Origin of the sequence: Microbacterium galbinum (assembly GCF_023101185.1) — a bacterium.
GTDB lineage: Bacteria > Actinomycetota > Actinomycetes > Actinomycetales > Microbacteriaceae > Microbacterium > Microbacterium galbinum.
Map to the genome: position 1 here is coordinate 969,754 of NZ_CP078077.1, position 12,751 is coordinate 982,504.

Annotated in this window: 10 protein-coding genes; 8 read left to right on the plus strand and 2 right to left on the minus strand. The window is 70.3% G+C overall.

The window, feature by feature from the left end:
• The first annotated feature begins 131 nt into the window (after nucleotides 1–131).
• From KV396_RS04860 to KV396_RS04890, 7 genes are all read left to right on the plus strand, one after another.
• Nucleotides 132–1,421, plus strand: coding sequence for a sensor histidine kinase (locus KV396_RS04860; protein ID WP_247957029.1), 1,290 nt, complete (start codon nucleotides 132–134; stop codon nucleotides 1,419–1,421).
• A complete protein-coding gene (locus KV396_RS04865) occupies nucleotides 1,418–2,119 on the plus strand; it encodes a response regulator (protein WP_247957030.1) in 702 nt (233 codons plus the stop codon). Before KV396_RS04860 ends, KV396_RS04865 begins: the two co-directional genes overlap by 4 nt.
• 54 nt (nucleotides 2,120–2,173) lie before the next feature.
• Complete coding sequence (locus tag KV396_RS04870) at nucleotides 2,174–3,385, plus strand: benzoate/H(+) symporter BenE family transporter (protein ID WP_247957031.1); 1,212 nt, start codon at nucleotides 2,174–2,176, stop codon at nucleotides 3,383–3,385.
• Between the two features lie 87 nt (nucleotides 3,386–3,472).
• Nucleotides 3,473–4,369, plus strand: a complete 897-nt coding sequence (locus KV396_RS04875) for an ABC transporter ATP-binding protein (RefSeq protein WP_247957032.1) — start codon at nucleotides 3,473–3,475, stop codon at nucleotides 4,367–4,369.
• Nucleotides 4,366–5,475: an ABC transporter permease gene (locus KV396_RS04880; protein WP_247957033.1), complete on the plus strand. Its 1,110-nt coding sequence runs from the start codon at nucleotides 4,366–4,368 to the stop codon at nucleotides 5,473–5,475. Before KV396_RS04875 ends, KV396_RS04880 begins: the two co-directional genes overlap by 4 nt.
• A 168-nt stretch (nucleotides 5,476–5,643) precedes the next feature.
• Nucleotides 5,644–6,231: a nitroreductase family protein gene (locus KV396_RS04885; protein ID WP_247957034.1), complete on the plus strand. Its 588-nt coding sequence runs from the start codon at nucleotides 5,644–5,646 to the stop codon at nucleotides 6,229–6,231.
• Between the two features lie 151 nt (nucleotides 6,232–6,382).
• Nucleotides 6,383–7,894 carry an APC family permease gene (locus KV396_RS04890; RefSeq protein ID WP_247957035.1) on the plus strand — a complete coding sequence of 504 codons (1,512 nt, stop codon included), beginning with the start codon at nucleotides 6,383–6,385 and terminating at the stop codon, nucleotides 7,892–7,894.
• A 136-nt stretch (nucleotides 7,895–8,030) separates the two neighbouring features.
• Here KV396_RS04890 and KV396_RS04895 read toward each other — a convergent pair whose 3' ends face one another.
• Nucleotides 8,031–10,244 carry an ATP-dependent Clp protease ATP-binding subunit gene (locus tag KV396_RS04895; protein ID WP_247624362.1) on the minus strand — a complete coding sequence of 738 codons (2,214 nt, stop codon included), beginning with the start codon at nucleotides 10,242–10,244 and terminating at the stop codon, nucleotides 8,031–8,033.
• A gap of 100 nt (nucleotides 10,245–10,344) precedes the next feature.
• The gene (coaBC, locus tag KV396_RS04900) at nucleotides 10,345–11,559 is read right to left on the minus strand and encodes a bifunctional phosphopantothenoylcysteine decarboxylase/phosphopantothenate--cysteine ligase CoaBC (RefSeq protein ID WP_247957036.1); all 1,215 of its coding nucleotides are present in this window, start codon (nucleotides 11,557–11,559) and stop codon (nucleotides 10,345–10,347) included.
• Nucleotides 11,560–12,015: 456 nt separating this feature from the next.
• Here coaBC and KV396_RS04905 point away from each other — a divergent pair, with 456 nt between their 5' ends.
• Complete coding sequence (locus KV396_RS04905; protein ID WP_247624360.1) at nucleotides 12,016–12,717, plus strand: NRDE family protein; 702 nt, start codon at nucleotides 12,016–12,018, stop codon at nucleotides 12,715–12,717.
• Nucleotides 12,718–12,751: the final 34 nt, after the last annotated feature.

The window sequence follows — 12,751 nt, forward strand, 5'->3', positions numbered from 1 at the left end:
CTGGGTCCCTGACCCTGCCAAAGGAGGACGCCATCCCGAGACGCCCCCCCCCCCCCCCCCCCCCCCCCCCCCCCCCGGCATCCGCCGCACGGGGGATGCCGCCGCCCCGCGCCGCGCCCTACGGTGGAGGGATGCCCGCCGAGTTCCAGCGCACACCCACCGCGCGCGAGCGGCGCAGCGATCTGCTGCTCGCCGCCGTGCTGTTCGTGGGCGCGATCCTCAGCGCCGCGCTCTCGTCGATCTCGCAGATCTACGGCGACGAGCAGGCCGAGCTGTGGACCGCCCTCGTCTACGCCGTGATCATCACCGCTCCGCTGGCGTTCCGGCGGCGCTACCCGGCCGCGGTCGCGATCGTCGTCTCCGCCGCGTACTTCGCGGCCGTCACCATCCGGGTGCCGGAGATCTACGTCGGCAACATCGCGATGTTCATCGGCATCTACACGGCGGGCGCCTGGATGAACAACCGCCGTGCGGCGATGCTCGTGCGCATCGGCATCATCGTCGGCATGTTCGCGTGGCTGCTGATCACGATGTACCGCGACGCGATCAGCCAGGCCGACGAAGCCGAGGTCATCGCGGGCGCGATGTCGCCCTACGTCGCCTTCATGATGCTGCAGATCCTGCTCAACCTCCTCTACTTCGGCGGGGCCTATTACTTCGGCGAGCGCTCGTGGATCTCGGCATCCGAGCGTTCGGTGCTCGAGCAGCGCACCGCCGAACTCGAGCGCGAGCGCGAGGTGACGGCGGCGCAGGCCGTCGCGCTCGACCGCGTGCGCATCGCCCGCGAACTGCACGACGTCGTCGCGCACCACGTGTCGGTCATGGGCGTGCAGGCGGGGGCTGCTCGGCTCGTGATCGACCAGGATGCCGAGAAGGCGAAGGATCTGCTCGCCGGCGTCGAGGGCTCGGCGCGCGATGCGATCGGCGAGCTGCGCCAGCTGCTCGAGACCCTGCGCGCCCCGGGCGGCGAGAGCTCCGACCCCGCCTCGACGGTCGGGCTCGACGACATCCGCGAACTGGTCGAAGCGTCGACCGAGGCGGGACTTCCGACGGACTACACCGTGATCGGCGAACCGGTCGACGTGCCCTCCCTCGTCGCGGTGAACCTCTACCGCATCACCCAGGAGTCGCTCACCAACGCCCGTCGTCACGCCGGCGTCGGCGCCACCGCCGACGTGCGCGTGCGCTACGACGACGCGGGCGTCGAGGTCGAGGTCGTCAACACCGGCCGCATGGTCGGCCAGTTGCGACCGGGCCTCGGGCAGCTGGGCATGCGCGAGCGCGCGATCGCCTCCGGCGGCACGATCGAGGTGACACCGCGCCCCCTCGGCGGACTCCGCGTGCGGGCGCGGGTGCCGCTGAAGGTCGCACCCGCCGCCGCATCTCGCTCGACCGCGAAGGCCGTGAGGAACCCCGAATGACCGCCTCCCCGATCCGCGTGCTCCTCGTCGACGACCACGCGATGCTGCGCGCGGGATTCCGCACGATCCTCGGCACCCAGCCCGACATCGAGATCGTGGGCGAGGCCGCGACCGGAGCGGATGCCGTCGCCCAGGCCGCCGCGCTGCACCCCGACGTCATCACGATGGACGTGCAGATGCCCGACATGGACGGCATCGAGGCGACCCGCCGCATCGTCGCCGACCCCGACATCACCGCGGCCATCGCGATCGTGACCACCTTCGACCGCGACGACTACCTCTACCAGGCGCTGGATGCCGGAGCGAGCGGGTTCCTGCTCAAGAACGCCGGCCCCGAAGACCTCATCGCCGCCGTGCGCGCGCTGGCCGCGGGCGACGGGATGCTGGCGCCCGAGGTGACCCGTCGCGTGCTCGCCCGATTCGCCGGATCGGCGCCCGCCACGGCGCCGGTCGCGATGGCCGAGCCGTCGCCCCCGCGCACCGCCCCCGCGCCCGTCGCGCTGGCCGAGCCGTTCACCGAGCGGGAGGCCGAGGTGCTGTCCCTCCTCGCCGATGCCCGCAGCAACGCCGAGATCGCCGCCGCCCTCTTCATCGGCGAGGCGACCGTGAAGACCCACGTCTCGCGCATCCTGCAGAAGCTCGGAGCCCGGGATCGCGTGCAGGCCGTGGTGCTCGCGCACCGCCTCGGGCTCGCCTGAACCGCATCCTCCTGACGACGGCGCGTGTCGGCGTCGGGCGATAGCCTCGGATCCATGTCCGCCGAAGCGTCCGCCGCATCCGCCGCGCCCCCTGCCCCGCTCTCGCGCCCGATCCTCGCGGGCATCGTCACGGCGCTCGTCGGCTTCACCAGCTCGTTCGCGGTCGTGCTCACCGGGCTCTCGGCGGTGGGAGCATCCGCCGCCCAGGCCGCCAGCGGCCTGCTCGCCGCCAGCCTCACCATGGGACTCGCGTGCATCGTGCTCGCCTGGCGCTATCGGATGCCGATCACCGTCGCGTGGTCGACGCCCGGCGCCGCCCTGCTCGCCGCGACCGGCACCACCGCCGGCGCCATCGAGGGCGGCTGGCCCGCCGCCGTCGGCGCGTTCCTCGTCACGGCGGCGCTCATCCTGCTCACCGCGCTGTGGCCGGCCCTCGGCGGATTCATCGCCCGCATCCCGGCGTCGATCGCGCAGGCGATGCTCGCGGGCGTGCTGCTGCCACTCTGCCTCGCCCCGATCACCGGGATCGTCGAGAACCCCTGGGGTGTGGTGCCGGTCGTGGTGACCTGGCTGATCGTCGCCCGGCTCGCGCCGCGCTGGGCGGTTCCGGTCGCGTTCCTCGCCGCGGCGGTGGTCGTGGCCGTCGAGCTCGTGCGTCAGGGCACGGCGATCGATCCGGGCATCCTGCTCCCCCGCGTCGAACTCACCGCCCCCACCTTCACCGTCGGCGCGATCGTGGGCCTGGCGCTGCCCCTCTTCATCGTCACGATGGCGTCGCAGAACGTTCCGGGCGTCGCGATCATGCGCAGCTTCGGCTACGAGGTGCCGTGGCGACCGGCGATGCTCGTCACCGGACTCGGCACGGCGATCGGCGCTCCCGCGGGCGGGCACGCGATCAACCTCGCCGCGATCAGCGCCGCCCTCGCCGCCTCTCCCGACGCAGACCCCGACCCGAAGCGCCGCTGGGTCGCCGGCGTCTCGACCGGGGCCTCGTATCTCGTGCTCGGCGCCGCGTCCGCCGCGTTCGCGGCCCTCGTCCTGCTCGCGCCCGCCGCCGTCATCCCCGCCGTCGCGGGGCTCGCCCTCTTCGCGGCCTTCGGCTCGGCCGTGCAGCAGGCCATCGACGATCCGGGCGAGCGGCTGCCGGCCGTGGTCACCTTCCTCGTCGCGGCATCCGGCATCTCCGTGCTCGGCGTCAGCGCCGCGTTCTGGGCGCTGGTGGCCGGACTCGTCGTGCGCACGGTTCTGCACAGCGCGCGGCGGTAGCGCAGCCCGATCATCCGCGCGGTGGATGCCCGACAATCCCCCACAGGGGGGATGCCGTCGCATCCGCCCCGTCCCTAACGTGGAGGCATGACCTCAGGAAAGCTCGAACTCCACGGCATCACCAAGAGCTACGGCTCGCGGCGCGTGCTCGACGACGTCTCGTTCGACGTCGCCCCAGGCCGCCTCACCGGCTTCGTGGGCGGCAACGGTGCGGGCAAGACCACGACCATGCGCATCGTGCTCGGACTCCTCTCGTCGGACTCCGGCACCGTCACCCTCGACGGCACGGCCGTCACCGGCGACGACCGCCGCAACTTCGGGTACATGCCCGAGGAGCGCGGGCTCTACCCCAAGATGAAGGTGCTCGAGCAGATCGTCTACCTCGCCCGGCTGCACGGATTCAGCAAGACGGATGCCGCCGCCCGCGCCACCGCGATCCTCACCGACCTCGGCCTCGGCGAGCGCCTGAACGACACGATCGAGTCGCTGTCGCTCGGAAACCAGCAGCGCGCGCAGATCGCCGCGGCCCTCGTGCACGACCCGAAGGTGCTCATCCTCGACGAGCCGTTCTCGGGTCTCGACCCGCTCGCCGTCGACGTCGTCGCCTCGACGCTGCAGGCCACCGCCGCCCAGGGCGCATCCATCCTGTTCTCCTCGCACCAGCTCGACGTCGTCGAGCGCCTCTGCGACGACCTCGTCATCCTCGCCGGAGGCACGATCCGCGCCGCCGGCTCTCGCGACGGGCTCCGCGCCCAGCACGCCGGCAGCCGCTACGAGCTGGTCTCGGCGGGCGACGCCGGCTGGCTGCGCACCGAACCGGGCGTCACCGTCGTCGACTTCGAGGGCGGGTACGCCCTGTTCGACACCGACGGAGCGGAGACCGCGCAGCGCGTGCTGCGCACCGCCGTCGCCCACGGCGACGTCGCGAGCTTCGCCCCCAAGCATCCGTCCCTCGCCCAGATCTTCAAGGAGGTCATCCAGTGACCACGTCGACTCCCGGGGGAGGCTCCCCCATCCGCAGCTCCAGCGGGATCTGGCTCGTCGCCGAGCGCGAGATCGGTTCGAAGCTGCGCAGCAAGGCGTTCGTCATCTCGACCGTCATCCTCATGCTCATCGCCCTCGCCGGCGTGCTGATCGGCGGGTTCGCCAGCAACAACAGCGGCACCGACAAGACCCCGGTCGCCGCGACCTCCGAGACGGCATCCGCGGTGTCGGCACTGCCCGACGTCGAGGTGACCGAGGTCGCCGACGACGAGGCCGCCGAGCAGCTCGTGCGCGAGGAGAAGGTCGACGCGGCGGTCGTCTCGAGCGGCGGCCCCACCGGGTACACCGTCATCGCGCTGAAGGACGCCCCGAGCTCGCTCGTCAGCGGCCTCTCGCAGACGCCCGAGGTGCAGATCCTCGAACCTGCGACCACCAACCCCCTGCTGCGGTACTTCATCGCGCTCGCCTTCGGCATCGTCTTCCTCATGGCGGCGTCGACCTTCGGCGGCACGATCGCGCAGAGCGTCGTCGAAGAGAAGCAGACCCGCGTGGTCGAGCTGCTGCTGTCGGCGATCCCCGCCCGCACCCTCCTCGCCGGGAAGGTCATCGGCAACACGATCCTCGCGATGGCGCAGATCGTCGCCCTCGCCGCGATCGCCACCGTCGGACTCATCGTCACCGGGCAGAGGGACGTGCTGACGCTGCTCGGCGGCCCGATCCTGTGGTTCGCGGTGTTCTTCCTCTTCGGCTTCGTGCTGCTGGCCTCGCTGTTCGCCGCGGCCGCCTCGATGGTGTCGCGCCAGGAGGACATCGGTGCCACCACGACCCCGATCACGATGCTCATCATGGCGCCGTACATCCTCGTCATCGTCTTCAACGACAACGCGCTGGTGCTGACGATCATGTCGTACGTGCCGTTCTCGGCCCCGGTCGGGATGCCGATGCGCCTGTTCGTCGGCGAGGCGCAGTGGTGGGAGCCGATCCTGTCGCTGGCGATCCTGCTGGTGAGCTGCATCGCCGCGATCGCGATCGGCGCGAAGATCTACGAGAACTCGCTGCTGCGCATGGGCTCGCGGGTCAAGCTCACCGAGGCGCTGCGCGGCTGAGGCGCGCTGGGCGAGAGGGACGGATGCCGGGGCAACGGCATCCGTCCCTCTTTCGCGTCACACGACGAAACCCGCACATCCACAGGAATATCCATGCGGGCACATGCGTTCAGACACGCGTAGGCGGACGACGGAGTCCGATCGGCACCCCGTCTGAAAGGCACAACCGTGAGCACTCCCACCCTCGTCCGCACCGCACCCACCGAGCACCCCGTCCTCGAGGTGCTCGCCGAGCGCTGGAGCCCCCGCGCCTTCGACGCCGAGAACGCGATCGACGAGGCCAAGCTGGCCGCCTCCCTCGAAGCCGCCCGCTGGACACCCTCGGCCAACAACTCGCAGCCGTGGCGCTTCATCGTCGCCCGTCGCGGAACGGCTCTGCACGCACAGGTCGTCGACGCACTCGTCGGCTTCAACCAGGCTTGGGCCGTGAACGCCGCCGTCCTCGTCGTCGCCGTCGCCGAGACCGCCACCGAAGACGGCACGCCGATCACCCACGCCCTCTACGACCTCGGTCAGGCCGTCGCCCACTTCTCGGTGCAGGCTCACCACGAGGGACTCCTCGTGCACCAGATGAGCGGATTCGACCCGGAGGCCGTGCGCGAGTTCGCCGACCTCGAGCCCCGTTTCTCGGCCGTCACGGTCTTCGCCGTCGGCGAGTTCGGCGACGTGACCGCCCTCCCCGAGGTGCTGCAGCAGCGCGAGACCGCACCGCGCGTGCGCCGCCCGATCGCCGAGACGGTCATCCTCAGCGCCTGATCCCACCCCTCCGTTCCGGCATCCGCTCGGAATCCTTCGCTCCCGCCGCACTTCCTGTCGGTCTGACCCGGTCATTCCGACAGGAAGTGCGGCGGGAGCGTTCTGTTTCGTAAGGGGTGCAGCGCGACGGCCGCGACCTACAATCGTCGGCATGGCGATTCAGCGCAGAGTGAAGTCGGTCGAGCAGTCGATGGCGGAGACGCACGACGAGAAACGCTCCCTCAAACGCTCGCTCGGCGTCTGGGATCTCGCGGTCATGGGCGTCGCGGTCGCGGTCGGCGCCGGCATCTTCTCGGTCGGAGCCGAGGCTTCCGCCCGTCATGCCGGTCCGGCCGTCATCATCTCGTTCATCATCGCCGCCGCCGTGTGCGGCCTCGCGATCCTCTGCTACGCCGAGTTCGCGTCGTCGATCCCGGTCGCCGGCTCCGCGTACACGTTCACGTACTCGACGCTCGGCGAGTTCCTCGCCTGGATCATCGGCTGGGACCTCATCCTCGAGATGCTCATGGCCTCTGCCGTCATCGCGAAGTACTGGGGCGTGTACCTCGGCGACACCGTCTCGCTGTTCGACCTCGACATCCCGATGTCGGTGCAGCTCGGCGGCGTCAGCTTCGACTGGGGCCCCGTCGTCATCGTCGCGATCTTCACCCTGCTGCTCGCACTCGGCACGCGCCTGTCGAGCCGCGTCAACAGCGTCTTCACGGTCATCAAGGTCGCGATCGTGCTGTTCGTGATCGTCGTCGGACTCTTCTTCGTGAACGGCGCGAACTACTCGCCGTTCGTTCCCCCGGCGCAGGAGGGCGTGGCGTCGGAGAGCGCCTGGACCCAGTCGCTGTTCTCGTTCATGACCGGCTCCGACCCGACGATGTACGGCGTGTTCGGCATCCTCTCGGGCGCCGCACTGGTGTTCTTCGCGTTCATCGGTTTCGACGTCGTCGCCACCAGCGCCGAGGAGACCAAGGACCCGAAGCGCACGGTTCCCCGCGGCATCATCCTGGGCCTCATCATCGTGACCGTGCTCTACGTGCTCGTCGCGATCGTCATCACCGGAATGGTCTCGTACACCGAGCTCGCGAAGCTCGACGAACCGTCGCTGTCGAGCGCCTTCGAACTCGTCGGCGCGACCTGGGCGGCGCAGGTCATCGCAATCGGCAGCCTGGTCGGCCTGACCACGGTCGTGATGGTGCTGCTCATGGGCCTCGCGCGCGTGGTGTTCGCGATGAGCCGTGACGGCCTGCTGCCCCGCGCCCTGAGCGTCACCGACAAGAAGCGCGGCACCCCGATCCGCATCCAGCTGATCGTCGGGGTGATCATCGCGATCATCGCCGGGTTCTTCGACGTGCAGGTGCTCGGCGACATGATCAACATCGGCACCCTGTCGGCGTTCGTGCTCGTGAGCATCGGTGTGCCGATCCTGCGCAAGACCCGCCCCGACCTCGAGCGTCCGTTCATGGTTCCGCTCTCGCCGTGGCTGCCGTGGATCTCGGCGCTCGCCTGCTTCTGGCTGATGCTCAACCTCAGCACCGAGACGTGGGTGCGGTTCGCGATCTGGCTCGCGATCGGCATGATCATCTACTTCGCCTACTCGCGACGTCACTCGATCATCGGGCAGGGGCTCGAGAAGGACGCGCTGGACGGGATCCACAGCGAACGGCTGAAGTAGCGCGGGCGGGCCCTTCGACAGGCTCAGGGACCCAGTCCTTCGGGCGGGCCCTTCGACAGGCTCAGGGACCCAGTGCTGGATACGGAACCCAGTGATTGGGTCGCTGAGCCTGTCGAAGCGTCGCAGCCACCGCCGCTCAGTCGTCGAGGAGTTCGGCCTCGATCACGTCGTCATCGTCGTCGGGAACGGATGCCGGCGCCTCGGCCGTGAGCACGAGACCCGTGCCGTCGGCCGCGACGTCGACGCGCACCGTGTCGCCGTCGCGCACGCCGCCCGAGAGCAGCGCGGTCGCCAGCTTGTTCTGCACCTCGCTCTGGATGAGGCGGCGCAGCGGGCGCGCACCGAAAACCGGGTCGTACCCGCGCTCGGCGAGCCACGATCGGGCGTCGGGCGTGACCGCGAGGGTGAGCCGGCGATCGTGCAACCGCGTGTGCAGCTGATCGATCGACAGCTCCACGATCTGCGCGAGGTCGTCTTCGCTGAGCGCCTGGAACATCACGATGTCGTCGAGACGGTTGAGGAACTCGGGCCGGAACGCCTGCTGCACGAGCGCCATCACCTGCTCGCGCTTCTGCTCGACCGAGAGCACCGGGTCGATGAGGATCGGCGAGCCGATGTTCGACGTCAGGATCAGGATCACGTTCGAGAAGTCGACCGTGCGGCCCTGCCCGTCGGTGAGGCGGCCGTCGTCGAGCACCTGCAGCAGCACGTCGAACACCTCGGGGTGCGCCTTCTCGACCTCGTCGAGCAGGATCACGCTGTACGGGCGACGACGCACGGCCTCGGTCAGCTGACCGCCCTGCTCGTAACCGACGTACCCGGGAGGGGCTCCGACGAGACGCGACACGGAGTGCTTCTCGCCGTACTCCGACATGTCGATGCGCACCATGGCGTGCTCGTCGTCGAAGAGGAACTGGGCGAGCGCCTTCGCGAGCTCGGTCTTTCCGACGCCGGTCGGCCCGAGGAACAGGAACGAACCGGTGGGGCGACCGGGATCGCTGATGCCCGCGCGCGAGCGGCGCACGGCATCCGACACGGCCTTGACGGCATCCTTCTGTCCGATCAGGCGCTTGCCCAGCTCGGACTCGAGGTGCAGCAGCTTCTCGGTCTCGCCCTGCAGCAGGCGGCCGACGGGGATGCCGGTCCACGCCGCGATGACACCGGCGATGTCTTCATCGGTGACCTGCTCGTTGACCATGCGCCGCTCGCCGTCGGAGTCGACGGACTCCGACCGCTCGGCCTCCATGACCTCGCGCTCGAGCGCCGGGATCTCGGCATAGAGCAGCCGGGAGGCGCGCTCGAGGTTTCCTTCGCGCTGCGCGCGCTCGGCGTCGCTGCGGGCGGCATCCAACCGCGTCTTCAGGTCGCCGACGCGGTTGAGCGATGCGCGTTCGCGCTCCCACCGGGCCTGCAGCTCGCCGAGCTTGGCCTGTTCGGTGGCGAGGTCGGCGCGGAGAGTCGCGAGGCGCTCCTTCGATGCCGGGTCCTTCTCCTTCTTGAGCGCGAGCTCTTCGAGCTTGAGACGGTCGACGTGGCGGCGCAGCTCGTCGATCTCGACCGGGGCCGAGTCGATCTCCATGCGCAGCCGCGAGGCGGCCTCGTCGATCAGGTCGATCGCCTTGTCGGGCAGCTGCCGCGCGGGCAGGTACCGGTTCGACAGGGATGCCGCCGCCACGAGCGCACCATCGGAGATGGCGACCTTGTGGTGCGCCTCGTAGCGCTCCTTGAGCCCGCGGAGGATGGCGATCGTGTCTTCGACGGTCGGCTCGCCGACGTAGACCTGCTGGAAGCGGCGCTCGAGCGCGGCATCCTTCTCGATGAACTCGCGGTACTCGTTGAGCGTGGTGGCGCCGATGAGGCGCAGCTCTCCCCGGGCGAGCATCGGCTTGAGCATGTTGGATGCCGCGACCGAGCCCTCCCCGCCGCCCGCGCCCATGAGCACGTGCAGCTCGTCGATGAACGTGATGATCTGCCCGTCGGACTCGGTGATCTCCTTGAGGACCTGCTTCAGCCGCTCCTCGAACTGCCCGCGGTACATCGCGCCGGCGACGAGCGCCGAGATGTCGAGCGTGATCAGCTCTTTGTCCTTGAGGGACTCGGCGACGTCACCCGCGACGATGCGCTGGGCGAGGCCCTCGACGACGGCGGTCTTGCCGACGCCGGGCTCGCCGATGAGCACCGGATTGTTCTTGGTGCGGCGGGTGAGCACCTGGCTCACGCGGCGGATCTCGCTGTCGCGGCCGATCACGGGGTCGAGCTTGCCCTGACGGGCGCGGTCGGTGAGGTTGATCCCGAACTGCTCGAGTGCGGACTGCTGGTCGTTCTGGGAACCGGTCTGCGGGGTGGTCATCTGTCCCTCCTGGGAGACTCCTTCTGCTCGATGAGTACTCAAAAGTTGAGTTGTGTTGACTCAAGTTTAGCAGGGCGGCACCCCATCGACAATGCCCTCATCAGCGCAGCATCCGCACCGCATCCCAGATCGTGCCCGCGACCTCGCGCTTGGTCCCGGATGCCTCGGCCACGACCGCCCCGCCCTCACCGATGATCTCGACCGCGTTGTCGGTGCGCTCGAAGCCGTTCTCGGCATCCGCGAGGTTCACGGCCAGCAGGTCGACGCCCTTGCGCTCGCGCTTGCGGCGAGCGCGCTCACGGCGCTGCTCGGCATCCGTCAGCGTCTCGGCGGCGAACGCCACGATCGTCTGCCTCTCGGGGGCGCGGCCTTCGGCGCGACGAGCGGCGAGCGCGGCCACGACGTCCTCGTTCTCGACGAGGTCGACGCGATCGAGCACGCCCTCCTCCTTCGTGAGCTTGTGGTCGGCGGCGCGCGCGGGTCGGTAGTCGGCGACCGCGGCTGCCATGATCACGACGTCCGCCGATGCCGCGGCGTCCTTCATCGCGCTTCCGAGTTCGGCCGCCGTTCCGACGCGAACGATCGCGACCGACGGATGCCGCGCCGACGCCAGGATCGCGGCATCGATGTGCGCGGCGACGAGGGTGACCTCGGCACCGCGGGCGGCGGCCTCCGCGGCGAGCGCGGTGCCCTGACGTCCGCTCGAACGGTTGCCGAGGAAGCGCACGGGGTCGATCGGCTCCCGAGTGCCGCCCGCCGAGACGGCGACACGAAGGCCCGCGAGATCGCCGGGAGCGAGCAGCGCCTGGGCCGCGGCGAAGATCTCCTCCGGCTCCGACATCCGCCCCGGCCCGCTGTCTCCGCCGGCCAACTCGCCGTCGGCGGGACCCACCAGGTGCACGCCTCGCTCGCGGAGGGTCGCGATGTTCGACTGCGTCGCCGGATGCCGCCACATCTCGGCGTGCATGGCGGGCGCGATCAGCACGGGAGCCTCGGTGGCGAGCAGCGTCGTGCCGAGCAGGTCGCTCGCCAGCCCGGCCGTCATCGACGCGATCGTGTTCGCGGTGGCGGGCGCGACGATCACGAGCTCGGCCGCCTGCCCCAGAGCGACGTGACGTACGCGGGCGACGTCGTCGTGCACGCTCGTCGTGACGGGATGCCGGCTGATCGCCTCCCACGTGGGGGTGCCGACGAAGCGCAGCGCGTCTTCGGTGGGCACGACGGTCACGTCATGACCGGCCTTGATGAGGAGGCGCACGAGGTGCACCGTCTTGTACGCGGCGATGCCGCCCGTGACTCCGACGACGATGTTCACGCTTCGATTCTGCCGCAGCATCCGGGGGCGCGGGGCGCCAGCGGAGGAGAACTCACGTTATGCAGGAGGCATCCGCCCTCCCTGCCCCGCGAAGCGAGAGTTCTCCTCCCCAACGGGCGGAGAACTCCGCGTCGGGCGGATGCCTCGCCCCGGAAAGTCCGCCCAACGGAGAGAACTCCGCCCGGACGCCCTTCGTCTCGTCGCTGCGCTCCTCGCTCAGGAGCCGAGGCCTCGGTCGTGAGCGAGCGGCGCCCCCCTGAGCGAGCGGAGCGAGACGAAGGGCCCCGCAGCGGAGGAGAGTACGCCTTCCGCAGGAAGCATCCGCCCTCCCGATCCTGCGAAGCGAGAGTTCTCCTCCCCAACGGGCGGAGAACTCCGCGTGGGGCGGATGCCTCGCCCCGAAAAGTCCGCCCAACAACGAGAAATCCGCCCAACGGCGCGCATAGGATCGAGAGCGTGTGCACGGTCGTGATCGATGTCGAGGATGCCGCGTCGGTGAGACTGCTGGCGGTGCGTGACGAAGACCCGCAGCGTGAGTGGGATGCCCTGGGGCCGTGGTGGCCCGAGCAGTACCCGGGCGTGATCGGCATCCGCGACCGTCGTGCGGGCGGCGCCTGGCTCGCGGTCGACCCGCAGCGCCGGCGCCTCGCCGTGCTGCTCAACCGCGCCGACGTGCAGGAGCTGCCCGATGACCGCGCCGTCTCGCGCGGATCGCTCGCCCTCGAGTCGGTCGCGGGCCGCTCACCCGAGGGCCCTCTGCCGATGCACGGCTTCAACCTGCTCGAGGTCGGCCCCGAGGGAGCGCGGGTGCTCTCGTGGGACGGCGCCGAGCTGCGCACCACGCCCGTCGCCGCCGGCACGCACATGATCGCCCACGACGATCTCGACGATGCGGTGACCCCGCGCATCCGCACCTGGCTGCCGAGGTTCCGCGCGCTCGCTCCGGCCGCCGAGAGCGCGGACTGGGTGGCCGAGTGGACCGCCCTCCTCGCCGAGAGCGCCGAACTCTCCCCCGAAGACGACCGCGCGATCATCCGCGACAACCGCCCGCACGGCTACCCCACGCAGTCGCTGCTGTACGCCACGGCATCCGTCGCGCCGTCGGGCGTCGACGTGCGCGATCACACCCTGCCCTCGCCCGCGCACTGGCACGCCTGACCGACGTTCAGCGACATTCCGGGCCGCGTTCGCG